The organism is Variovorax sp. GW823-FHT02B07, assembly GCF_058797695.1.
In genome coordinates this window covers 211188-234812 of the sequence record NZ_JBXAJX010000006.1, presented here as the reverse complement: position 1 = coordinate 234812, position 23625 = coordinate 211188, and the positions used below count along the sequence as shown (strand labels likewise).

The 23625-nt window shown below is 71.2% G+C and carries 14 protein-coding genes; 5 read left to right on the top strand and 9 right to left on the bottom strand.

Going from position 1 to position 23625, the window contains the following annotated elements; genetic code table 11:
- The 4 genes from AC1RGU_RS26135 to phnD (AC1RGU_RS26120) all read right to left on the bottom strand — a co-directional run.
- On the bottom strand, positions 1 to 299 hold a 299-nt coding region (locus AC1RGU_RS26135), incomplete at its 3' end, for a contractile injection system protein, VgrG/Pvc8 family (protein WP_492740810.1).
- 113 nt (positions 300 to 412) lie between these two features.
- The gene (locus AC1RGU_RS26130) at positions 413 to 790 is read right to left on the bottom strand and encodes a DUF2628 domain-containing protein (protein WP_492699079.1); all 378 of its coding nucleotides are present in this window, start codon (positions 788 to 790) and stop codon (positions 413 to 415) included.
- Positions 791 to 1053: 263 nt separating this feature from the next.
- Positions 1054 to 2073 carry a phosphate/phosphite/phosphonate ABC transporter substrate-binding protein gene (gene phnD / locus AC1RGU_RS26125; protein WP_492699088.1) on the bottom strand — a complete coding sequence of 340 codons (1020 nt, stop codon included), beginning with the start codon at positions 2071 to 2073 and terminating at the stop codon, positions 1054 to 1056.
- Between the two features lie 11 nt (positions 2074 to 2084).
- Positions 2085 to 3134 carry a phosphate/phosphite/phosphonate ABC transporter substrate-binding protein gene (phnD, locus tag AC1RGU_RS26120; RefSeq protein ID WP_492699078.1) on the bottom strand — a complete coding sequence of 350 codons (1050 nt, stop codon included), beginning with the start codon at positions 3132 to 3134 and terminating at the stop codon, positions 2085 to 2087.
- Positions 3135 to 3298: 164 nt separating this feature from the next.
- Here phnD (AC1RGU_RS26120) and AC1RGU_RS26115 point away from each other — a divergent pair, with 164 nt between their 5' ends.
- The 4 genes from AC1RGU_RS26115 to AC1RGU_RS26100 all read left to right on the top strand — a co-directional run bounded on the left by AC1RGU_RS26115 (position 3299) and on the right by AC1RGU_RS26100 (position 9213).
- Positions 3299 to 5206 carry an ATP-binding response regulator gene (locus tag AC1RGU_RS26115; RefSeq protein WP_492699077.1) on the top strand — a complete coding sequence of 636 codons (1908 nt, stop codon included), beginning with the start codon at positions 3299 to 3301 and terminating at the stop codon, positions 5204 to 5206.
- Between the two features lie 228 nt (positions 5207 to 5434).
- Complete coding sequence (locus AC1RGU_RS26110; protein ID WP_492699076.1) at positions 5435 to 6442, top strand: ABC transporter substrate binding protein; 1008 nt, start codon at positions 5435 to 5437, stop codon at positions 6440 to 6442.
- A complete protein-coding gene (locus AC1RGU_RS26105; protein WP_492699075.1) occupies positions 6439 to 8427 on the top strand; it encodes a hybrid sensor histidine kinase/response regulator in 1989 nt (662 codons plus the stop codon). Before AC1RGU_RS26110 ends, AC1RGU_RS26105 begins: the two co-directional genes overlap by 4 nt.
- 6 nt (positions 8428 to 8433) lie before the next feature.
- The gene (locus tag AC1RGU_RS26100) at positions 8434 to 9213 is read left to right on the top strand and encodes a hypothetical protein (RefSeq protein WP_492699074.1); all 780 of its coding nucleotides are present in this window, start codon (positions 8434 to 8436) and stop codon (positions 9211 to 9213) included.
- On the opposite strand, the gene AC1RGU_RS26095 is transcribed toward AC1RGU_RS26100, so the two are convergent.
- The gene (locus AC1RGU_RS26095; RefSeq protein ID WP_492699086.1) at positions 9171 to 10913 is read right to left on the bottom strand and encodes a galactosyltransferase-related protein; all 1743 of its coding nucleotides are present in this window, start codon (positions 10911 to 10913) and stop codon (positions 9171 to 9173) included. The two genes, AC1RGU_RS26100 and AC1RGU_RS26095, sit on opposite strands and share 43 nt — an antisense overlap.
- A gap of 47 nt (positions 10914 to 10960) precedes the next feature.
- On the opposite strand from AC1RGU_RS26095, the gene AC1RGU_RS26090 reads away from it, so the two are divergent.
- Complete coding sequence (locus AC1RGU_RS26090; RefSeq protein WP_492699073.1) at positions 10961 to 11827, top strand: glycosyltransferase family 25 protein; 867 nt, start codon at positions 10961 to 10963, stop codon at positions 11825 to 11827.
- Between the two features lie 7 nt (positions 11828 to 11834).
- Here AC1RGU_RS26090 and AC1RGU_RS26085 read toward each other — a convergent pair whose 3' ends face one another.
- From AC1RGU_RS26085 to AC1RGU_RS26070, 4 genes are all read right to left on the bottom strand, one after another.
- Positions 11835 to 17312 carry a two-partner secretion domain-containing protein gene (locus tag AC1RGU_RS26085; RefSeq protein WP_492699072.1) on the bottom strand — a complete coding sequence of 1826 codons (5478 nt, stop codon included), beginning with the start codon at positions 17310 to 17312 and terminating at the stop codon, positions 11835 to 11837.
- 2 nt (positions 17313 to 17314) lie between these two features.
- The gene (locus tag AC1RGU_RS26080) at positions 17315 to 19033 is read right to left on the bottom strand and encodes a ShlB/FhaC/HecB family hemolysin secretion/activation protein (RefSeq protein ID WP_492699070.1); all 1719 of its coding nucleotides are present in this window, start codon (positions 19031 to 19033) and stop codon (positions 17315 to 17317) included.
- A 41-nt stretch (positions 19034 to 19074) separates the two neighbouring features.
- Positions 19075 to 21186 carry a CHAT domain-containing protein gene (locus AC1RGU_RS26075; protein WP_240531282.1) on the bottom strand — a complete coding sequence of 704 codons (2112 nt, stop codon included), beginning with the start codon at positions 21184 to 21186 and terminating at the stop codon, positions 19075 to 19077.
- 226 nt (positions 21187 to 21412) lie between these two features.
- On the bottom strand, positions 21413 to 23602 hold the full coding sequence (locus tag AC1RGU_RS26070; protein WP_062481005.1) for a catalase: 2190 nt from the start codon (positions 23600 to 23602) through the stop codon (positions 21413 to 21415).
- Positions 23603 to 23625: the final 23 nt, after the last annotated feature.

Below are 23625 nucleotides of genomic sequence, written 5' to 3'. Positions count from 1 at the left end.
GCGTGGCGCCCTTCCTCGCCCCACAGGGCTGCGTCGGTGATCAGGGCGTTGATCTGGCGGGGGGAAGAGCCATCGAGTTCGATCTCGCAGCTGATCTCCTGGCCGATGAAGGCATCCAGGTCGAAGTCGGCGCCAGAAGAGACGCCGGACAGAGCCAGCGCATCCGGGGTCTTGAGAAAGAGTTCGTAGGCAAAGAGGCTGTTGACCCCTTCATGCCCCGACAGCCGCACGGGCTCCAGTGCAGCCTGGCCAAGAACAACAGGGATCGCAGCAGAGGAAACAGACAGCGTGCGCGGCATCGACGACTTCCTTGGGAGGAAAACAGGTCGCGCAGTTTGCGAGTCGCCTCGCGATCACACTGATAACAATCGTCAAACTCCACGCACCGCATTCACCATGCGTGGGATTTTTCTCAGAGCGTCCCGGGCTTCGCTGCCGCTGCCGCATGCCCCTGAATCAGCGCCATCTCCACATTGGCGGCTTGCACCACCGCAATCTCCTCATAGCCCCTGCGAATCTGTTGTCCCACGCGCAAGGCGTTCCCACCCATACCGAACCCCACTGACACGATGACAGAAAGCACGTTGAGCAATCCATCCGCGGCCGCCGTTCCGATGGCGTCTTCTCCAGCGACGATGAGCATCGCCAAGCCCATAAGGCCCAGCCCCACCCACCACATGCGATGGAAAAGGGCCCAGAACGCCCCGAAGAAAAACCCCGGCCAGCTCCAGCCGTCCTTGATGGCCTGCACACTGCCGAGGGGGTCCTTGAATATCTTGTAGGTCTTCATTGCGTGACTGCCTTCCCGATAGAGATCGTTGTTGTCGGATACGGGCTCTCGCCCCGTCCTCTCTCCGACGCGCAACGCACACCGCACAAAGCCATTCGCAAGAACGCCTTCGACGACAGCAGCCTTCACCCGAAAAGAGGTCGCGCAGTGTGGAAGCCACCACGCGTTTGCAATGACAACAATGGTCGCCCGCCGCGACGTGTCTTCAGATACCCGCGCAAAGCGAGTGATTTGTCATGGGCGCGGCCTGCGCGGGCCGTGCCTCAGCGGGAAGCGCTCGACGCCTTCAGCGCCTCCACCTGCGCCGCATACGCCTTCTCGATGCGCTGCAGCCGCTGCTCCCGTGCCGCATCGTTGACCCACGCCGCCGACAACGCGCGCTGGCGCCCCAGCTGGTATTCCAGCTTGGCTTCCGGCAGCAGCGCGCTGTCGTCCGCCGCGACGTAGCCATACGCCGCGCGCAGGTTCTTCAGCACCTCGCGCTCGGCGTCGGCGCGCGAGCCCTTGCCCTTGCCGTAGCCGACGAGGAAGGCCTGCAGCTTCGCCTGGAATTCGGGCGGGTAGTCGCGGCGCACCACCATCGGCGCGCCGGGCGGTGGCTCGGATTCCCAGATCACCTGTAGCCGCGCGGCCTCGACCGGAAACTGCTGGCGGAAGCGCTCGAAGTCGGTGGTGTTGTTGGTGGCCACGTCGGCGTCGCCGTTGGCCACGGCCAGCGCGGTGGCCTGGTGGGTGCCGACGAACTCGCTGCGAAAGCGGGTTTCCATCTCGATCTGGTTGGGCAGAAAGAGCTGACTCTGCGGCACGATGAAGCCGGTGACCGAGCGGCTGTCGCCGCGCGCGAGCCGCCAGCGCTCGGGCTGGGCCAGCAGGCCTTCGAGCGTGTTGAGCGGCCCGGTCTTGCGCGCGAGCAGCACGGCGCGGTGCTCGGGCATGCCGTCGCGCCGCGCGATCTGCGCCACCACCTTCATGCGCCGCTGCATGACGGCGTCCAGCGCCATCTTGGCCGAGAGAAAGGCCATGTCGATCTCGTCGCGGCCGATGGCGCGGTCGAGCTCTTCGTACGACGGCACCGAGTACGCGCTGACGGGCAGGCCCAGCGCGCGGCTCATGTCGGCCATGAGCGGCGTCCACAAGGCGCGCGACTCGACGGTGCCGCCCAGCGGCAGCACGCCGAAGCGCACTTCCTTGATCACCAGCGGGCCTTTGGCGGAGGACGCTGGCGCAGGCTGCGCGCCCGCCAGCCATGGCGCCATCAGCGACGACACGGCCAGCGCGAGCATCGTGCGACGGTTCAAGGGCTCACATCCTTCAAGACGGCGAGCTGCTCGGCATAGCCGCTCTCCAGGCGCTGCAGCCGCGCCTGGCGCGCCGCATCGTTGACCCACTGCGCGGTCTTCGCGTTCTGCATGGCGAGCTGGTAGGCCAGCTTGGCGGCGGGCAGCAGCGAGCTGTTGTCGGCGGCCACGAAGCCGGCCAGGTCGTGCAGCGACTTGAGCACCACGCGCTCGGCGTCGCCGCGCGGTCCCTTGCCGCGGCCGTAGGCGACCAGGAAGGCCTGCACGCGCAGGCGCAGCTCGGGCGGGTACTCGCGGCGCACGACGATCTGCGCGTGCGGGATCAGCTCCGACTCCCACAGCACCTGCAGCCGCTGCGCCTCGGCCGGAAAGCGCAGCTTGAAGCGCTCGAAATCGGCCGAGTTGTTGGTGGCCACGTCGGCCTCGTTGTTGGCCACGGCCAGCGCATTGGCCTGGTGGGTGCCGACCACCTCGCTCAGGAAGCGCGTCTCCATGACGATGTGGTTCGGCAGAAAGAACTGCAGCTGCGGCACGATGAAGCCCGACACCGACTGCCGTTCGCCGCGCGCCAGGCGCCAGCGCTCGGGCTGGTCGACGAGGTTTTTCAGCGTGTTGAAGGGCGGCGCCTTGCGCGTGAGCAGCAGCCCGCGGTAGCCGGGCAGGCCGTCGTGCCGCACGACCTGGGCCACGACCTTCATGCGCTTCTGGCTCACGGCATCGAGCGCCATCTTTCCCGACAGGAACGCCATATCGACTTCGCCGCGCTGGATGGCCTGCTCCAGCGCCTCGTACGAATTGACCGAGAGCACGCTCACCGGCCGCTGGATGGCGCGGCTGAGTTCGGCCAGCAGCGGGTCCCAGTCGCTGCGCGACTCGAAGGCACCGCCCAGCGGCAGGATGCCGAAGCGCACCGGCGCGTCCGCGGCGGGCGCCGAGGCCTGCGCCGCCGCCGGCAGCGGCAGCAGCAAGAGCCCCATGGCCAGCGCCAGGGCCGCACGGCGGCCGGTGCTGATGAAACTGCCGAAACGACGCAAGAAGGCGTGCATGGAAGGAGCGGAAGACACGGGGCCCGCGGCGAGCCGGCGGGGTCTAACATGGGCGACGCGGACGCCATTACATCCCAAATGCGAGTCTTTCTCGTGATGTTTTTCCGGTCTTCCCTGTTCGGGGCCGTGGCCCTAAGCTCGCGCCCCATGCGTTCAAGGCCTTCATGAACTGGAACTTCCGCCTCCTGCGCGGGCTGGCCCGCCTCACCTTCGCGCAGCAGCTGATCCTGCTGGCGCTGGTGCCGGCCACGGCGGCCACGCTGGTGGCCATCGCGGTGCTCACGCGCCAGCACCTGGGCAACCTCACCGAGCTGATGCGCGCCAACGCGCAGACGGTGGCGCTGCAGGTGGCCACGGTGGCGCAGGCGCCGCTGTCGCGCATGGACCGCCGCGCGCTGGCGCGCACCGCGCAGACCGGCACCTATCAGCCGCACGTGCAGCAGGTGCAGATCTGGACGGAAGACGGCGAGATCGTCGCCAACTCCGAGACCGTCGACCGCCGCCGCGGCGAGGGCCTGCAGGTGGTGGTGCCGATCGTCAGCGACGACGGGCGCCACAACGGCAAGGTGATGGTCGAGATCGGGCTGGACGCGGTGCAGAGCGCGCGCCGTTCGGTCTGGCTCAACGTGGCGCTTGTGCTGGCCATGAGCCTGCTGGGCGTGGGGCTGGCCGGCTGGTGGGCGGCGCGCCGCATCAGCGAGCCGATCCGCGCGCTGGGCGAGGCGGTCGACCGGCTCGGCGCGGGCGAGGCCGCCAGCGTGGCGATCGAAGGCACCTCCGAGGTGCGCCACCTGCAGCACGGCTTCAACCAGGCGGCGCGCGCACTCGCCGAAAGCCACCGGCTGCTGCAAAGCCGCATCAACGAGGCCACGGCCGAGCTGGCGCGCAAGAACCAACTGCTCGAGGTGGCCAGCCAGGCCAAGACGCGGCTGCTGGCCGCCGCCAGCCACGACCTGCGCCAGCCGCTGCATGCGCTCACGCTGTTCTCCGACGGACTGGCCAACGGCGAGACCGACCCGGTGAAGCTGCAGCGCATCGGCCACATCCGCGAGTGCGTGGATTCGCTCGACCGGCTGTTCTCGGAGCTGCTGAACCTGTCGCAGCTCGACGCCGGCGTGCTGCAGCCGCAGTGGGCCGACTTTCCGCTCGACCGGCTGTTCGACGAGATCAGCCGCAACTTCCGCCCCGTGGCCGAGCAGCAGGGCCTGCGGCTGGTGGTGCGCAAGACCGAGCTGTGGGTGCGCTGCGACTACGTGATGCTCTCGCGCATCCTCAACAACCTGGTGTCGAACTCGCTGCGCCACACGGTCGAGGGCGGCGTGCTGATCGGCGCGCGCGCCCGCGGCAAGGGCGTGCGCATCGACGTGGTCGACACCGGCGTGGGCATTGCCGCGCACCACCAGGCGCGGGTGTTCGAGGAGTTCTACCAGGTCGAGCCGGCCAGCCGCAGCAACGCGCCCGGTGGCGCGCGCGGCATGGGCCTGGGGCTGGCCACGGTGCAGCGGCTGGCCGAGCTGCTGAACACGCTCGTCGAGCTCAGCTCGCGCCTGAACAAGGGCACCTGCGTGCGCGTGCAGGTGCGCGCCGCGCCCGCCGCGCTGCCGGCGCCGGTGGCACCGGCGCCCGCGGCGGCCAGCGCCGACGACGAGAGCAACGGCGACAGCCTGGCGGACCTGCGCATCCTCGTCATCGACGACGAACGCACGATCCTCGAAGGCCTGAGCGTGGTGCTGTCCAACTGGGGCGCCACGGTGCTGGCCGCGCAGACCCGCGCCGAGGCACTGACGCTGGCCGACCACTGGGACACGCCGCCCGACGTGGTGGTGAGCGACCTGCTGCTGCAGGGCGGAGACAACGGCCTCGACGTGATCGCCGCGCTCGAACGCCACCCCAACGGCATCGGCGCCGGTACCGCGCGCCTGCTGGTCACCGGCGAGACCAAGCCCGACCGGCTGCGCGAAGTGGCCGCCGCCGGCATCGCCGTGCTCTACAAGCCGGTGTCGCCGCGCGTGCTGCGCCAGGCGATCCAGGCGCAGCGCGCGGCCGCGTTGGTGATTGCGGCGGGCCTCTGACACGGTACCTTCCCGGTAGGCGCCGGGTAGTCCGTCGGACATAGACCAAGCAGCCGCCGCGGTGTGATCTTCCTCACACGCGCAGGCCCTCGCGCATGCGGGCATAAGCCCTCCGCCTTATCGCGGGAAACAAGGCGCGTCCTTACATTGGGTCATTGCCCCTCGCTGCATACAAAGCAGTCCATGTCCGTCGCCGTGACCCTCCCCATTCCGCTTTTCTTCGGAAGAGTGCCCCGTGCTGTCCACGCGCTGCTGGCCTTCGGCCTCGTGCTGTGCCTGGCCGCCGCGCCGCGCGTGGCATCGGCGGCCACGCTGACGGTGCTCGTCGGCGACGACCAGGCCGCGTCGGCCGAGTTCGTGCAGCAATTGCGCACCGGCCAACCGGCCTCCGGCAAGTTCGAACTCGTGCGCATCGGACCGGGCGCCACGGCCGCGGAACCGGCCAGCGCCGACACCGAGCCCGCCGCCAACACCGGCGTGCGCACGCGCAGCCTGCGCACCGCGAGCGACGCGGGCCTCACCGTGGCGATCGGCACCACCGCCGCGCGCGCCGCCCTCGAGCGGCCCGGCGCCGAGCCGCTGGTGCTGGCCATGCTGAGCCGCCTCGACTACGAGACCCTCAAGGCCGCCAGCCCCGCCGCCTTGCGTCGCGGCGACCGGCGCGTGGGCGTGCTGCTGCGCGACCCGGCCATGGCCGACCAGCTCGCGCTGGTGAACGCCGTGCTGCCGCAGAAGCGCCGCCTGGGCGTCATCGCCACGCCCGAATCCGAACCGCTGGTGCGCGAGTTGCAGCGTGCCGCACAGGGGGCCAACCCGCCCTGGGACCTGCAGGTCGAGATCGCGCCCGACGCGCGCTCGCTGGCCGCCGCGCTGCGCGCCCTCGTGCCGCGTAGCGACGCCCTCGTGGTGCTGCCCGACCTCATCGGCGACAGCCAGGCCGCCACGCTCTCGGTGCTGCATGCCGGCGCCGGCGCGGGCCTGCCGGTGTTCGGCGCCAGCGAAGGGCTGGTGCGCTCGGGCGGCCTGGCGGCGGCGGTCTCCACGCCCGGCCAGCTGGCCCAGCAGGCGCGCCAGCTCGGACAGAAGGTGGCCAGCGCCGGCAGCACCGGCAGCGGCCCGTTGGTGGAGGCGGCCACGCCGGCCACCGTGCGGATCAACGCGACCGTGGCACGCGGGCTCGGCCTGCGTCCGCCGGAGGAACGGGAGCTCACCGAACGACTCGCAGCCCCGCGATGAGCACCACGCCGGTCCCCCCGAGCCCGCTGTCCCGCCCGACGGCGGCGGGAGCGGTCACGGCGACCGAAGCGCCACCGCCCCCTCCCCCACCGGCCGCCACGTCGCTGGTGGTGCGCGGCAACCTGCAGCGCGACCTGTTCCGCCTGGGCGTCGTGCCCTGCGCGGCGGTGGCGCTGGCGCTCACCGGCTGGTTCACGCACAACCGGCTGCAGACGCTCGAAGCCGCCTTCGATGCCGAAGGCCAGGCCGTGGCGAAACAGGTGGCGGCGATGTCCGACCTGAGCCTCTACGCGGGCGACCTGCCGGCGCTGCAGAACGTGGCCTCGGCCGCGTTGCGCGGCGGGCAGGTGACGCGGGTGGAGATCAGCAACAGCGCCGGCGTGTACGTCACGGCCGGGCCCAAGAACGAATCGCTCGCGCAGCTGCGCATGTTCAGCGCGCCAGTCACGCTGCGCGAAGCCTCGCGCGCCAGCGCCTTCGCGCCGGCCGGCTCCACCGCAGCGGGCGACACGCCCATCGGCCTGGTGCAGACCTTCCGCGACACCACCGCCTACACGCACGAGCGCAGCCGCTCGCTCATCGCCGGCATCGGCATCGCGCTGGTCGCGCTGCTCGCGGCGTGGGCCTCGGTGCGCCACATGGCGCGCACGGTGGCGCGGCCGCTGCGGCGCGTGTCGCGCACCGTGGCGGCGCTGGAGGCCGGCCACTTCGAGGTGCGCTGCGACGTGGTCGAAGGCGGCACGCGCGGCACGCACGAGCTGGCCGTGCTCGCGCACGACATCGACCGCCTCGCCGAGCGCCTGCAATACAACCGCCAGGTGAGCGAGGAGCGCGTGCGCGAAGCCACCGCCGTCGCGCTGCAGCGCATGGCCGAGGCCGAGCAGGCCGCCCTGTCGCGCGCGCGCTTCCTGGCGGCCGCGAGCCATGACCTGCGCCAGCCGCTGCATGCCATGGGCCTCTTCATCGACGGCCTGCTGCCCAGCGCCACCGAGGCCCAGCGCCCGGCCGTGCTGCGGCTGCAGGAGAGCACCGGCTTCATGGGCGTGCTGCTGGACGACCTGCTGGAAATTTCGCGGCTCGACGCGCAGGTGCTCACGCCCGCCATCACGCGTGTCTCGCTGGCCGCGCTGTTCGACCAGCTCGACGCGCAGCACGCGCCCGCCGCCAGCGCGGCGCAAGTGCGGCTGCACTGGCGCGACCGCGGGCTGGCCGTGCGCAGCGACGCGGCGATGGTGCAGCGCATCGTCGGCAACCTGGTGGCCAACGCGCTGCGCCACGCGCCCGAGGGCGGCACCGTGCTGGTGGCCGCGCGGCGCAGCCGGGCCGGCGTGCGCATCGAGGTGCGCGACAACGGCGTGGGCATCGCGCCCATCCACCAGGGCCGCATCTTCGAAGAGTTCTACCAGGTGGCGAACACCGAGCGCGACCGGCGCCGCGGCTTCGGCCTGGGGCTGGCGATCTGCGCGCGCATCGCCACTTTGCTGGGCACCCGCATCACCGTCCGCTCGGCGCTGCAGGCGGGCAGCACCTTCGCGTTCACGCTGCCGCCCGCGCGCAAGGCCGACGTCGCGCCGCCCGAGCCCGCCCCGATGGCCCCGGCGCCGCTGGCGGGCTTGCGCTGCCTCGTGGTGGACGACGACCCCGCCATCCTCGACGGCACCCACGCACTGCTCACGCAATGGGGCTGCGAGGTCGAATGCGTCACCACCGGCGCCGAGGCGCTGGCGCGGCTGGGCACCGGCGACATCGTCTACGACGCCGTGCTGTGCGACCTGCAACTGGCCGGCGACGCCGACGGCGTGGAAGTGATCGACGCCGCCCGCCGCCTGCAGCCCGGCGCGCTCGCCGTGCTGGTGTCGGGCGCCACCGGGCCCGAGGTGCTGCAGCGGCTGCGCCACGGCGGCGTGACGCTGTTGACCAAACCGGTGGCGCCGGCCAAGCTGCGCGCACTGCTCACCACGCGGCGCCACGCGCCCGGCGCCTGACCACGCATGCCCACCGCCATCGACCTGAAAGACGTCCGCCCCTTCGTCGCCACGCCCTGCCACGGCGGCGCGGTCGGCACCGAGTGCGCGCGCAGCCTGCTCGGCCTGGTGAACCTCGCCTGGACCCACGGCTTCGCGATGCAGACGCGCTTTCTCGACGGCGACAGCCTCGTCACGCGCGCGCGCAACCGGCTGGCCGCCGAGTTCCTGGCCGACACGCGCTGGACGCACCTGTTCTGGATCGACGCCGACATCGGCTTCGAGCCCGAGGCCGCGCTGCGGCTGCTGGGTGCGGGGCGTGACGTGGTGGCCGGCGTGTACCCGCACAAGAGCGACGGCTGGCCCGAAGGCGGCCTGCGCGCGCCGCTGCCGGCGGGCACCACGCGCGCGGACTTCGAGGCACTGCATGCGGCGTTCCCGGTCAACGTGAACGACGCGGGCGCGCGTGTGGACGCCGACGGTTTCCTTGAAGTGCTGGATGCGCCTACCGGCTTCATGCTGATCGCGCGCCGCGTGCTCGAGCAGATGGCGCAGGCGCTGCCCGAGCTGCGCTACACGCCCGACCGCATGGACGACCCGGTCGCCGCGGCGCGGCCGCACTACCGCTTCTTCGACGTGTTCGCCGAACCCGGCAACGGGCGCTACCTCAGCGAGGACTACGGCTTCTGCCGCCGCTGGCAATCGATCGGCGGGCGCGTGCATGTCGACACGCGCTCGCGGCTGTCGCACCAGGGCCTGCGCACCTACCGCGGCGACTTCGCGAGAACGCTGGGGCTGGGCGGCTGAGCCGCTTGCAGGTCGGGCGGCAAGGTGCGGCGGTCGTAGTCGCGGTCGGCCTCGATGCGCATCAGCTGCAGCCCCGGGCCTTCCTCCGCGAGGTAGTCGTAGCCGATGGTCTGGAATTGCCGCGCCGGATCGAGCCGCGTGTAGAGATCGCGCCGCGCCACGCGGTCCGCATGCCGGATGCTTTTGAGGTGGTAGAGCCGGTAGCGGCTGTAGAACATCGGGCCGTAGCGCTGCGCATCGTCGGGCAGCCACGGGCCGTGCAGTTCCGGACTCAATTCGAACGAGATCTGCTGCGGCAAACGGAACAGCCGCGCGCGCGACTTGCGCCCCCACGGACCGTCGCTGCGCCAGGCGTCGGGCGAGTTCCAGAGCTCGCAGGACACGAGCGACAGGCTGGCGAGCTGGTGGTCGGGCAGCGAATCGACGGTCGCGTGCAGGTGGCGCAGGAACAGCTGTTCGTAGCGCTCGTCGGCATCGCACACCAGCACCCAGCCCGCGCCGTGGCGGCGCGCGGCCTCGAGCAGGCGGCGCTTGTTCTCGTTCTCGCGCCACACATGCGCGCCGTCGTCGCACGGCGGGTTCGACAGCAGCTCCAGCAGCATCGGTTCACGTCGCAGGATGTCGGCGGTGCCGTCGGTCGAACCGTCGTCGAGCGCGACGATGCCGTCCACGTGGCCGCGCAGGTGGTCGAGGCAGCCCGGCAGACAGCGCGCCTCGTTGCGCAGCTGCATCACGCAGACGATGCGCAGCCGCGACGTGAGACGCGGTGCGATCGGCGGGCGCGCGCACCGCGGGCAATGAAAGGCGCTGGGCTCGTGGTGCAGCAGGCGTGCGCAGACCTCGCACTGGCGACGCGAGCCCATCGGCACCACGGGTGCGGCAGCCAGCCAGTGCGGCGCTTCGGCGGGCCATGCACGGGCGCTGTCGTCGCGCGCGATGCGCCCGAAGTCGCGGCCCCAGCCGGCATCGCCTGCGCGCGCCTCGTGCGGCGTGCACTTGATCCAGTCCACATCGCGGTCGAACTGCTCGCCGCCCGTGCGCGTCTCGTCCGACAGATGCAGCAGATGCGCGTCCGGGCAGGCCAGCAGCTGCCAGCCCGCCATCTCCAGGCGCACGCGCAGGTTGTCGTCGTCGCCACCCCACTCTTCGAACGATTCGTCGTAACCGTGCACCGCCTCGAAGGCCTCGCGCGCGCAGCACAGCGAGCCGTAGAAGGTCTGCAGCAACAGCTCGGGCGGCACCTGGCGCGCGAAGACGGCGTCGAGCGCTTCGGTGAGTTCGTCGAAGCGCGCGAAGCCGACACGACCGACCGCCACGCCGCGCGCGTGCCCCATCGCGGCGTGCAGCAGCAGGGCCGGCGCATCGCCCACGTAGGCGGACTCGGGCGAATGGACCAGCACGAAGCGCCCCGCGCTGCCGCGCACGCCGGCGTTGATGGCCTTGCACGGCGGGCGCCATGCATGCGCGACGTCGTTCACCAGCACCTTCCAGCGGATCTGCGGAAAGCGGTCGACCAGCGCCAGCACGCCCGCCTCCTCGCTGGGCTCGTCGAGTGCGAGCACGACCTCGATGCCGGGCCGCGCCCAATACACCGCATTCATCGGCAGCACGCGCTCGAACTCGGCCAGCTTGCGGTAGAAAGGCAGCACGACGCTGAGCCACGGGCGGTCCGTGCCAGCCTCTCGACCGTCCGCCGCCATGATGTTCACTACATCGCTCCTTCAGCGATGACGCACCGGAGATGCCCATGCAAGGCTGCTACATCAATCTCGAGCGAAGCACCGAGCGCCGCGCCGCGATGGACGCGCAGTTGCAGCGGCTCGGGCTGACGAATGTCTGGCGACACGCAGCCATCGATGCACAGGCACTCGCGCCCGGCGACGCGGCGATCACGCCCGGCGAGCACGCCTGCTTTCTCTCGCACACCGAAGCACTCATCCGCGCGGACCCCGACGAAGCACTGCTGGTGCTCGAAGACGACGCACAGCTCAGCGAGGCCCTGCCGGCCGTGCTGCGCAGCGGCGCGCTCGCGCAGCTCGAAGCCGAGGGCTGCGACATCGCTTTTCTCGAATGCCAGCCCGTGACTTCGACGCAGCACCTGCTCGCGCTCTGGCACAGCCTGCAACGACGCCTGCCGCCGCAAGGAAGTGGCGCGCCGCGTCACGCGCTTTCGGGCATCGACTTTCTCGACGCACGCACGCTCTACAACTGGGGCGCGGTCGCCTACGTCGTCACGCCGAAGGGCCTGCGCGTGCTGCCCGCGCTGCTGCAGGAAGCGCTCGCGCACGGGCCATTGCAACCCTACGACCTGACGCTGGGCGGCTTCCTGCGCGACGGCCGCCTGCAAGGCGTGGTGCTCTCGCCCTTCCTCGCCACGCCGGCATGGGGCAGCCATGCCGACAGCACCCTCGGCAGCCCGACGGAATCGGCCGCGCACGACGTGCTCGGCGGTGCGTTGCGGCGCCTGTTCTTCGCCGGCCCGCTCGACGGCCTCGAGGCCCACGTCGCGCCGTGGCGCCACACCCCGCTCACCGACGACCCGCAGCTGCGGCTGCTCGCGGACCTGATGGCGCAGCTCTTCGTGCTCACGGCCCGCGATCACGCGCCGCGCTGACACCTGCTCAAAAGTCCGAACAGCCGTTGCGCCGCTCGGTGTTCACGCAGCTCAGCAGGTTGGGCCGCGAGCGCACGCGCGACCATTCGCGCGCCAGCACGTCGGCGCCCTGCTGCGCGCGGTCGCCGTCCAGCGGCCCGGTGGCCAGGCAGATCGGCGCCTGGCCGATGTTCCGGTCGTACAGGTACGAGGTCAGCGGCTCGCGCACCACGTCCACCGAAGGCAAGAGCGGCAGGCCGCTCACGCGCAGCTGGCCCGGCACCACGCGCACCGCATAGCCCTCGGCCGAGGTGAAGCTGCCGTTGATCGGGTACAGGCCCGTCGGGCTGCCCGGCAGCGCTGGCGAGAACATCGAGCCGCTGAAGCCCGCCCCGGTGTCGCCCAGGATCAGGCCGGTGATGCTGTAGATGAAGAACGGGTTGGGCGCCCCCACCGTGCGCGACGCGTCGGCGATCACGACCGTGGCCGTCGGCTGCTGCGCGTAGATGAAGTGGTTGTCGCCCGGCGTCACGGTCACGGTGCACAGGCCCAGGTAGGCGCAGTGATAGAAGTTGGGCAGCGGGCCCGAGCCGGCCAGGCCGCCGCGCGTTTCGCCCACCCAGGTGTCGGCCCACACGCGCCACAGCGCACCCGAGATGCCGTGGCCGCCCGGGTTCTGGAAGCGCGCCGCCGCCACGAGGTCGGTGCCGCTGCTGCTGCTGACCGGCGCGCCCAGCGTGAGGTCGCCGCTCAGCGTGCGCACGAACACGGTGTTCGCGGCCATCGAATCGGCCGACGTGACCTGCGGCAGGTTGCCCGCCGCTTCGAAACCCGTGACCGACACCGGCCCGATCGTGACCGCGTTCGCATCCACGTAGGCAAAGCCGCCCGCTGCGCCGCCGCCGACCGTGGCCACGTCGTTGCCCGGGTTGCGCAAGTCGACGCTGCCGTTGCGCGAGCGCGCGAGCAGCGTGCCCGCCGTGATCGTGCCCGCGCCCGACTGGCTCACGTTGCCGCCCGACAGCAGCCCCAGCGTCGCGGCCGAGACCGGCGCGTTGAGCGCGATGCCGCCGCCACCACCTTCGTTCTGCAGGGTGAGCGCGCCCGAGGTCGTGAGCGCGCCGGCCACCGTGATGGCGCCTGCGTGCGTGGTGCTGCCCGCGACGATGGTCGGCGCCGACAGCTGCGCGAACTCCGCGCCCGACACCGAGAAGCCGTTGACCGTCGGGCCGCCCAGCACGATGGGCGTGGCCGTGTCGTCCGACGCGACCATGTTGACATCGACCCCGCCCGGGCGCAGGTCGATGGTGCCGGCCGCGACCACCGGCGCCTCGATGACGATCGAATCGCCGCTGCCGTCGTTGCTGGCGCGCAGCAGCACGTTGCCGCTGCTGCGGATGCCGGGCAGCGCACCCGGCGCGGTCGGCGCACCGCCGGCCTGCAGCACGACGCCACGCCCGCCGTTCTGCGAACGGCCCGTGACCTCGATGTTGCCGCCGCCCGTGGTGACGAGCTGCGCGCCGTTCTCCAGCCGCACGCCGCTGTCTTCGGTCACGCCCGGCGCCGAGGGGTCGTTGTTGAAGTTGTAGCCGCGCACCGCGATGTTGCCGCTGCCGGTGGTGATGGAGCTGCCGCCGTTGATCAGCACGCCGTGCGCCGCCGCGAAGGTCGACGAGGCCTGGCGCCGCGCCACGCCCTGCACCGTGACGTTGCCGCTGGTGGTGCTGATGGTGCTCGGCCCGATCTGGCCGCTGGTGATGACCACGCCGCTGTCCCACGTGGTCGAGGTGCCGCGGATGTCGACGTTGCCGGTGGCGCTGGCGATGCGCGCGCCCTGCAGCAGCACGTCGCCGCCTTCGATGCGCACGTTGCCGCCCGCGCCCGCGTCGCTCTGGCCGACGCGCGTGTCGACCTGCACGTCCTGCGTGAGCACCACGGTGCCGGTGGGCGCGCCGGGCTGGCCGCTGAGCAGCGACACGTTGCCGCCGTCGGTGACGACCTGCCCGCCGTTCAAACGGATGAAGCCGCTGCCGGGCGTGCCCGTGCCCAGCGCGTTCATGGTCACGCTGCCGCCCTGCGTGAGGATGTTGCCTCCGAAGTCGATGAAGCCGCTGTTGCCCGAGGGCGTGCCGTCGGGGTTGACGCCCGCGTTCATCACCACGTTCAGGTCGTCGCCGCCGGTCGCGCGGATGGTGGTGCCGGGCGTGCGCGTCTGGATGCCGCTGGCGGCGTCCAGCTGCAGCGTGAGCGGGCCCTTGGAGCCGGTGTAGTTGATGTCGACGTCGGCGTCGAGCGTGATGACGCCGCCACCGCCCGTGCCGGTGCCCGTCGTGATCTTCACGCTGGTGCCACCGTTCAGCGCGGTGTTGATGTCGCCGTCCTGGATGGTCGAGTTGGCGACCGCGTCGTAGGGGTTGGTCGGCAGCGTGCCCGCGGCCGTGCCGTGGGCGATGGTGAGGTCGAAGGGGTCGATGAACCACTGCCCCGCCGCGCCCACCGGTGCCGACGCGTCGACGCGCGCGCCGCGCAGGTCGAAGCGCCCGGCCGAGGTCTCGATGCGCCCGCCGTCGCCGCCGGCCGCGCCGCCGCGCGCCGAGAGCTGGCCGTGCGCGCGCAGCGACTCGGTCGCCACCACCTTGATGCTGCCGCCGTTGCCCGCGCCCGTGCCCGCGTTGGCTTCCAGGCGCGTGTTGCCGCCGACGGCGATGGCGTTGGTGGCCGCGATGTCGATGCTGCCGCCGCCGGTCGCGCCGCTGGCGTCCAGGCGCGCCACCGCGGGCGAGCCGTCGGAATTCGTGGCGCCGTCGATCAGCACGTTGCGCCCTTGCACCGAGATGCTGCCGCCCTTGCCGCTGTCGCTGGCCACCGAGGCCAGCGTGCCGACGCTGGTGCCCACGCCGGAGAAGGAGGTGACCATGCGCATCGAGATGTCGCTGCCCTGGGCGTCGATGGCGATGGTGCCGCCGCTGGTGCGCAGCGCCGTCGGACGGTCGCCATCGACGGTCACGGCCACGCCGTAGGTGGGCGTGGTGGACGGCGTGATGATGATGTCGGGGCTGCCGAGCGTGGCGCTGAAGCCTTCGCTGCCCGCGTGGCCGATCACGTCGATGCGCCGGCCCGCGCCGGCCGAGACCTCGCCGCGGATGGCCACGCCGTTGCCGCCGCCGGCCGACATGTTCCCCGCCGCGAAGCCCGTGTCGGTGCGCAGGCCGTCGAGGTTGGCGCCCTGGCCTTCGATGCGCACGTCGCGCTCGCCGGCGACGGTGGCGTCGTCGATGACGACCGCCGTGCTGGCGCCCACCGCGGCGCCGCCGATGTTGGAGGTCCAGGTCGGGCCCTGGCCCTTGATGCCGATATCGCCCACCGACTTCAGCACCGCGCCGCTGCCGATGGCGACGCCGCTGCGCCCGTAGCCCGCGAGGCCGTCGAGCTGCAGGCCGCCGGCGCCCGCTTCGAGCGTGCCGCCCGTGATCGACACGCCGTTGCTGCCGCGGAAGATGAAGTCGCTGTTGTTCTGGTCGTCGATCCAGGTGCGGCCCTGGCCGCGCATCGTCACGCGGCCTTCGCCGCCGGTGATGACCTGGCTGCCGGCCAGCGTCACGCCGTCGCGCCACACGAAATCGCCGGTGTCGCCGCCGAGCGGGACGATGCCGCCGATGGCACGGCCGTTCTGCGCGTCGCCCTGGCCGAAGAAGCGCACGTCGCCGCCGTTGGCCGCGATGGTCGCGCCGGTCAGCACGATGGCGCCGGCATAGTCGGTCTCCGCAGAAGGGTTGCCGCTGCTGTTGTTGATGTTCTTCGCGTTGGTGGCGACGCGGCCGGACGCGTCGGCGTTGAAGTCGACGTGCAGCGCGCCTTGCTGCGATGTGATGGCCGAGCCCTCGTTCATCACGATGCTGCCGGCCGAATCGACGCGCAGCCGCGCCGTGCCGCCTTCGCTCTTGACGACCTGCACGCCGGGCGCAAAGGTCACGCCCGCGCCGAGGCCGGTGCGCCCGCTCGCCAGCGTCACGTCGGTGCCGCGGCCCAGCGTGTCGCCGACACTGCCGGCGCTCACGGAGCCGCCGGTGAAGGCCGGCAGTTTGCTGTCATACGCCGGCACGTTGCCGGCCTCGACGATGCCCAGGTCCGACTGCTTCGCGCTCACGCGCCAGCTGCCGTTGGCGCCGCCTTGCGAACCGCCGCCCGCGTCCACGCGCACGGCCTGCACGCGCACCGAGTCGGCCTCGTTCGAGATCGCACCGCCCTTGCCGGCGCCCGCACCGCGCGCGGTCATCTCGCCGTAGGCCTGCAGCCGCGACTCGCGCTCGGGCGCCGGATCGGCCTCGCCGACCAGGGCCTGGCCCTGGGCACTGGCCGTGGTGATCGTGCCGCCCGCGCCGCCCGTGGTGGCGTCGGCGCGCAGCACCGAGGTGGACGACAGCGCCACGTCGTAGCCGTGCACCGACACGCTGCCGCCGCCGGCCTGGCCGCTGGCGTCGATCACCGCGCGCTGGTCGCCACCGCCGGTGCCTTCGATACGCACCTGCCCCGCCGCGATGCGGATGGTGCCGCCGTGCTGCCCCGCACCCATGCCGGTGGCGTCGAGCGTGCCGCCGTTCATCTCGATGCGGTTGTTGCTGCCGGCGCCGAGCACGATCTCTCCGTTGACGTTCTCCAGCGTGCGCGCGCGCACCGTGCCCGACTGGTTCACCACCAGTTCGCCCGCCGTGGTGGAACTGCCGATGAGCATCACGCGCCCGCCATCGGCCTGCAAGGTGGCGCCCGCGGCGTTGACCACCTTGGCGCTGGTGGCCATGGCGTCGGCTGCGACCACGAGGTTGGTGAGCCCGTCGTTGCCCAGGTCGAAGCTGATCCTGCGGCCCGAGGCCAGTGCGACGGTGCCGCGGTTGGCGGCGATGCTGCCGGTGTTGGTCACCTCGGCGCCCATCAGCACCACGGGGCCACCGGTGGCGGTGAGCACGCCGGCGTTGCTCACCACCTTGGCGTTGGCGTCGTCGCGCAGGAAATCGAGCTTGGTGCTGGCAGCAGTGAGGAAGTCGTTGTCGGTGGTGTTCAGTGCCAGCGTGGAGGCCACGAGACCGCCCACGTTGACCGTCGCGCCCTGGCTGAACACCACGCCGCTCGGGTTGATGAGGAACACGCGCCCGTTGGCCGTGAGCTGGCCGGCGATGGTCGAGAGCTCGCCGCCCGTCACGCGGTTGAGCAGGATGCTGGACGCACCCATCGCCTGATTGATGTTGACCGCGTCCTTGGCACCGATGGAGAAGCTGTTCCAGTTGATGATCGCGCGCAGCGACGACTGCGAGATGCCCAGCGCCTGTCCGCCCACACTGGTGGCCGACGTGGTGGTGCCCACGGTCACGCCGCCCTGCGTGGTGTAGCCGTTCGGGCCGAAGCTCGGCAGGATGGTTTGTGCCAGCGCCGGGGCCAGGCCCATGCAGGCAATCGAAAGCGCCAGCGGACGCAGCGGATGCCGGGGTTGGAAGGTGGTGCGGGGCTTCATGGTCAGAACGCCTTCTGCAGCTGCACGTACAGCCGCGGGTTGCGCCCGCCGCCGTCGGTCTGCGCGGGCGGTGTGCCGGCGCGCCAGGCGAGCGTGGCGTTGATCGAGAAGTTGCCCGGGCGCGACCAGCTCAGGCCGATGCCGTAGCCGCGCAGGCTGTGGGTGTTCTCGCCGTCGAAGGGCGAGGGATGGCGCGCGATGCGTCCGCGCGCCGCGTCGTAGAACAGGTAGGGCGTGATCTCGTCGGTGGCGGCCCAGCGGTATTCGAAGGTGCCGATCAGGCCCTGGTCCACCAGCAGTTCGCCCGAGGGGTAGGCGCGCACCGCGCGCGCGCCGCCGAGCGCGAGTTTTTCGGAGGCGTCGAGGTTCTTGCTGGCCCACTGCCCACCGACCGAGAAGTACAGCGAGTGGCGCGGCACGATGGCCTGCAGCCGCGACACCTGGAAGCTCAGCTTGGTGAAGCCGCCTTCGGTGTGGCGTCCGCCGAACTGCTGGTCGGACTGGAAGCTCTGTGCGTCGCGGATCGACAGGTCGCCGTGGTACAGCGTGCCCGAGCTGGCCCAGTAGCCGCCGCCCAGCACCTCGTCGCGCCGCTCCCAGGCCCAGCCGATGCCGAAGCCCTGCACGCGCTTCTTGGCCGTGAAGTCGACGCCGCGCAGTTCGTCGGTGAGGTCCTTCACGTCGGCCGTGAGGCGCAGGAACAGGTTCTGCTGGCGCTGGCGGATCAGCGGGTAGTTGAGCGACACGTCGAGCACGTCGGCGCGGCCGCGCGCGTCGAGGTCGACGAACTTGCCGCCCAGGTCGTAGCTCACGCGCGAGATGCCGATGCCCGCGCGCAGGCCGTTGGTGCCCAGCGGCGCCTCGTAGGCCACGCGGCCGTACTGCAGCGCGTTGCTGTTGGACAGCAGCAGGCGCGCATCGAGGTTGTCGCCGATGCCGAAGGGGCTGAGCCAGCGCGCCGTGCCGCCCACACGGTAGCGCCCCGCCTCCTTGGTGCCGTGGTTGTCGGCCTCGGCCGAGAAGGCCCAGCGCGCGCCGGCCTCGACCTCCACTGACAGGTCGGTGGTGCCCGCCTGCGCGCCTTCCTGCAGGCTGGACGACACCTTGAGGCCGGGCTGGTCCGACAGCAGCAGCATCGCGCGCTCGTAGGCCGGCGCATTCACCGCCTCGCCCGGCTGCAGCGCCGCCAGGAAGCCGCGCACGCGCGCCTCGCTGATCGGCGCCTCGGGCGCGACCAGCACGTCGACCTTGCCGAGCCGGCCTTCGATGATGCTGATCTCGACGATGCCGTCGCGCACGGTCTGCACCGGCACCACCGCCTGCGCGAGGAAGTAGCCGCGCTCCTTGTAGCGCGTGGTGATCGCCTGCGCGAGGCCTTCGAGGTCGCCGAGCGTGACGTCGCGGCCGATGTAGGGCGCGGTGATGGTCTGCAGCTCTTCGTTGCTCAGCGCCTTCACGCCGTTCAGGCGCAGGTCTGTGAGCTTGAAGCTGCCCGCGGCTGCGCGCTGTGGCGGCGCGGGCAGGGTTTGCGGGGCGACGGCGCCGGTGGCTTGCGCGACGGGGCGGTCGCAGCTGCCGCACGGGTCCTTGGTGGGCAACAAGGTGGTGGCCTCCTGCGCATGGGCGCGGGGCATGGCGACCCACAGCGTGGCGCCGACGAGTGCAGCCGCCGCGATGGCGATCGGCGTCGGCCGTGGACGAAGGCGGATCGCAGGGGCCATGGCAGTGCTTCTTTGCAGGAGGGAGCGTGGCGAAGACATGGTCAGCTTCCCACGGTGAGTCGCCAGTTGCCGATCAGGTTGAACGGCGCCCAGAAGAAGGGGTGAGACATCTTGGGGTCCTTCAGCACGGCCAGTTGCCCGGCCTGCATGGCCTTCTGGATGTCGCGGCCCTTGGCGAGCTCGCCGTAGAGCGTGCCCATGAGCACGGCGGTGGCGTCGTCCGACACCGGCCACAGCGAGGCGATGAGGCTGGAGCTGCCGGCCGAGAGGAACGAGCGCGTGAAGCCCAGCACCTCGTCGCCCTGCGCGATGCGTCCCAGGCCCGACTCGCAGGCCGACAGCGTGACCAGCGCCGTGCCGTCCATCGGCAGCGCCAGGATCTCGTGCGCTTCGAGAAAATTCTGCTTGCCGCCTTCGTTGGCCAGCAGGATGCGCGAGTACAGCGGATCGACCTCGTCGGCCTCGGCGTGCGCCGCCACGTGCATCAGCGGCGAGCGCGAGGCCACGTCGCGGAACTGCGTCTTGGTGGCGGCCGCGCCCATGTACACCGTGTTGCGCGGGAAGAGCTGCGCGAGCTGCTTCACCTCAGTCTCGGCGCCGGGCAGGTCGTACTTGTCCTCGATGCGCGGATTGCCGAAGGCCGTGAGCGACGCGTTCACGCGCGGCGTGCGCTGCGCCAGCTGCACCGCGATGCTGATCGACGGCGCCACCGACACCGGGTGCGTCTCGATGAGGTAGCGCCCGTCCAGGCGCAGCGCCTGGAACGGCAGGTAGTGCAGCGGCCCGTGCGGCACCACCACCACGCGCTGGCCCGGCGCCAGGCCCAACGGGCCGAGCAGCGCGGCGCCCAGCTTGTCGGCGTTGGTGATGGCCGCGCGGCGACCGCGCACGATCGAGTTGCGGAAGGTCTCGACGAGCTCGGTGAGCTCCTCGCGCTTCACCGCGATGCGCTTTTCGACGATGCTGTCCGGGCCGACGACCCAGACCATCAGGCGGTCGGGCAGCGCGTGGTACTGCACCACGCGCTCGTCGGCCGCCAGCGTGCGCTGCAGCGCCGCCACGCCGACCGTGCCGGCCGACGATTCACTGAGCTTGGCGCGACCGCGCACCGCGTCGAGCAGCGCGCGCGAGCGGCTGTGCTCGCTGACCTCGAAGGCGCGTTGCGGATCGCCCGCTTCGCTGTACACCGCCACGCCGCGCTCGAACACCGACTGCAGGTCGGAGAACAGGCCCATCTTCACTTCTTCGCTGCGAAAGCGCGCGCGCACCTGGTCGACGTCGGCCAGCGCGCGGCCCGCGGCCTCGGCGGCGGCCTGCTTCTGGCCCAGCGCGAGTTCGCTGCGTGCCACGCCGTCCCAGGCCCAGAGCCGGTAGTAGGCGGTGTCGGTGCCGACCTGGCGCGTGGTGAGCGCTCGGTACTTGTCGCGTGCCTCGGCCGGCTTGTTCTCGGCCAGCAGCAGGCGGGCGCGCGTGCGTTCGAGCTGCGCGGCCAGCGGCGCCTCGCGCGGCTCGGCCATATCGCCGAGCACCTGGCGTGCGCGTGCCGCGTCACCCGATTCGATGAGCGCGTTGACCAGCGAGGCCTGCACCAGCGGTGCGTAGCGCGGCGAGCTGTTGGCCAGTGCCTCGTCGTAGCTGAGCACCGCGCCGGCGAAGTCGCCGCGCCGCGTGCGCACGTCGCCGATCACCTTCTGCACCGGTCCGACCACCAGCTTGGGGTCGCGCGCGGGATGGCGCAGCGCTTCGCGCGCGAACTCCTCGGCCTTCTCGAGCTGGCCCGAGTAGCTGTAGACGATCGCCAGGTCGCGGTTGGCCACGGCGCGCAGGTTCGGGTCGCTGGTGGCGTTGGCCAGGTGCAGCGCCTTGCTCGCGGCGCGCACGCTCTGGCGGAACTCGCCTGCCTCGGCCAATGCGACCGCCTGGCTGCAGTATTGATAGCCCGAGAGCTTGACCGCGTCCTGCCCGTAGAGCACCGCGCCTTCGCTGGTCAGGGCCAGCAGCGTGTCGGTGTCGGCCAGCCGCGCCTGCGCCATGCGGTCGGCCGCGGCTTCGGCATTCGGGCCGCCCGCTGAAGCAGCGGGGGTTGCAGGTGGTGGCGCCGGACGTTGTGCCTGCGCCGAAGGGCCGCCGGGGCCCAGAAGCAGCACACCCACCAGGCCGACCGCACCGGCAAGACCGGCACGGCGACGCGCCGGATGCGCACATCCCCATCTCGAAAACCACGCCATTGAACCCCCTCGACCCATGCACTCGCTGCCGCGAACGCTCGACGCCGCGGGAGTGCGCGCCGTTCAGGCCTCGTGGGAAAGTCTAGGAGCGGGTGTTCACCTCGCCTATTCGCAATACGGTCTAGCGCAAATGGCGTAGAGCCGGTTCACGCTAGGCGGGCACGCTGTCGATGTTGAGTCGGTCCCAATGCCGGTGCTTCGCAATCGCCGCAATGAAGTCGTGCGCGATCTGCGTCGCCGCCGTGGCGTCGCCCAGGTTCGTGACGGGCGTTTCGGCCACCACCACGCCGGCCGGTGCCTCGCCTTCCGGTGTGACGCCCAGCGTGGCCAGCAGTTGCACGCCCTCGCCCACCGCGCAGATCGCCTTGCAGTGCTTGTAGGCCTCGAGCACGAAGTGCACGGCATCGCCTTGCGCCGCGAGCGCGGCGGCGCCCTCGGCACCCGCAGGCACGAGCACGGCGTCGAACAGCACCGAGGCGGTGTTGGTGAAGGTCATGTCGACATCGATCTGGCGTTTCGACGCGCTGGCCACGGTGCCGAGCTTCGGGCCCACCACCTTGCACAGCACGCCCACCTGTTCGAGTGCATCGCGGATCGGCTTGAGCGAGGCCGAGTCGACGCCGTCGGCCACGAGGATCGCGACCTTGCGCGTGCGCACCACGCCGTCGGCGCTGCCGTCGCTCATGCGCAGCGCGGGCGACTCGTCGATGGGCAACTCGATGCGGTGTTCGCGAAAGCCCGAGTACCCCGCCGCCGCTTTCGCGTCGGGCTCGCCGATGCCCAGCGGCTCGGCCACGCGGCGCGCGAGTTTCTCGTCCACGTGCGCGAGGTTGTCGACCATGCGCTGGCGGATGGCGGGTACTTCGAGCTTCGAGAGTTCGAAGCGGAAGGCCGCGACGATGTGCTCCTTCTCGGCCATGCTCTGGCTGTTGAAGAACAGGCGCGCCTGCGTGAAGTGGTCGTCGAACGACGGGCTGCGGCGCCGCACCTTTGGCGACTCGATCTCTTCGGGGAACGACTGGAAGCCGTGGCTGCCGCCGTCCACGCGGAACTCGGTGCCGCTGCCCAGCGTGTTGGGCTCGTAGGCGACCTGGCCGCGCGCGATGGTCTGGCGGTGCATGCCGTCGCGCTGCATGTTGTGGAACGGGCACACGGCCTTGTTGATCGGCAGCTCGTGGAAATTGGCGCCGCCCAGCCGCGAGATCTGCGTGTCGGTGTAGCTGAACAGGCGCCCCTGCAGCAGCGGGTCGTTGCTGAAGTCGATGCCCGGCACGACGTGGCCCGGGTGGAAGGCCACCTGCTCGGTCTCGGCGAAGAAGTTGTCGGGGTTGCGGTTGAGCACCAGCTTGCCGATGCGCTGCACGGGCACCATCTCTTCGGGGATCAGCTTGGTCGGGTCGAGCAGGTCGAAGCCCAGCGATTCGGCACGGTCGGGCGCGATGAGCTGCACGCCCAGCTCCCACTCGGGGAAGTGGCCCTGCTCGATGGCCTCCCAGAGGTCGCGACGGTGGAAGTCGGGGTCCTTGCCGGCGATCTTCTGCGCCTCGTCCCACACGAGGCCGTGCACGCCGAGCTTGGGCTTCCAGTGGAACTTCACGAAGTGGCTCTCGCCGCGCGCGTTGACGAAGCGGAAGGTATGAACGCCAAAGCCTTCCATCATGCGAAGGCTGCGTGGAATGGCGCGGTCGCTCATGGCCCACATCAGCATGTGGGTGCTCTCGGGCATGAGCGAGGCGAAGTCCCAGAAGGTGTCGTGCGCGCTCGCGGCCTGCGGCATCTCGTGGTGCGGCTCGGGCTTCACGGCGTGGATGAGGTCGGGGAACTTCATCGCGTCCTGGATGAAGAACACGGGGATGTTGTTGCCCACAAGGTCGTAGTTGCCCTCGCGCGTGTAGAACTTGACGGCGAAGCCGCGCACGTCGCGCACGGTGTCGGCCGAGCCGCGCGAGCCGGCCACGGTCGAAAAGCGCACGAACACGGGCGTCTTGGCATCGGGGTCCTGCAGGAAATCGGCGCAGGTGTACTGCGACATCGACTGGTAGACCTGGAAGTAACCGTGCGCCGCCGAGCCGCGCGCGTGCACGGCGCGCTCGGGAATGCGCTCGTGGTCGAAGTGCGTGATCTTCTCGCGCAGGATGAAGTCTTCGAGCAGCGTCGGCCCGCGCACGCCCGCCTTGAGCGAGTTGTGGTTGTCGGGAACCTGCAGGCCCTGGTTGGTCGTCAGGTGCGTGGGGTGCTCGGTGGTGAAACCCTCGAGCTGCAGCTGCTTGGCGTTGGCGCCGTCACCGGTCTTGGCGGTGCTGGCGCGGCGGCCTGCGGCGGCCTTGTTCTGGGGGGACATCGGGGTTCTGGGCATCGATGCGG

Coding starts and splice junctions, on each gene's coding strand:
- AC1RGU_RS26130 (WP_492699079.1), bottom strand. CDS start 790: ATGAAGACCTACAAGATATTCAAGGACCCCCTCGGCAGTGTGCAGGCC.
- phnD (WP_492699088.1), bottom strand. CDS start 2,073: ATGCTCGCGCTGGCCGTGTCGTCGCTGATGGCGCCATGGCTGGCGGGC.
- phnD (WP_492699078.1), bottom strand. CDS start 3,134: ATGCACGCCTTCTTGCGTCGTTTCGGCAGTTTCATCAGCACCGGCCGC.
- AC1RGU_RS26115 (WP_492699077.1), top strand. CDS start 3,299: ATGAACTGGAACTTCCGCCTCCTGCGCGGGCTGGCCCGCCTCACCTTC.
- AC1RGU_RS26105 (WP_492699075.1), top strand. CDS start 6,439: ATGAGCACCACGCCGGTCCCCCCGAGCCCGCTGTCCCGCCCGACGGCG.
- AC1RGU_RS26100 (WP_492699074.1), top strand. CDS start 8,434: ATGCCCACCGCCATCGACCTGAAAGACGTCCGCCCCTTCGTCGCCACG.
- AC1RGU_RS26095 (WP_492699086.1), bottom strand. CDS start 10,913: ATGGCGGCGGACGGTCGAGAGGCTGGCACGGACCGCCCGTGGCTCAGC.
- AC1RGU_RS26090 (WP_492699073.1), top strand. CDS start 10,961: ATGCAAGGCTGCTACATCAATCTCGAGCGAAGCACCGAGCGCCGCGCC.
- AC1RGU_RS26085 (WP_492699072.1), bottom strand. CDS start 17,312: ATGAAGCCCCGCACCACCTTCCAACCCCGGCATCCGCTGCGTCCGCTG.
- AC1RGU_RS26080 (WP_492699070.1), bottom strand. CDS start 19,033: ATGGCCCCTGCGATCCGCCTTCGTCCACGGCCGACGCCGATCGCCATC.
- AC1RGU_RS26070 (WP_062481005.1), bottom strand. CDS start 23,602: ATGTCCCCCCAGAACAAGGCCGCCGCAGGCCGCCGCGCCAGCACCGCC.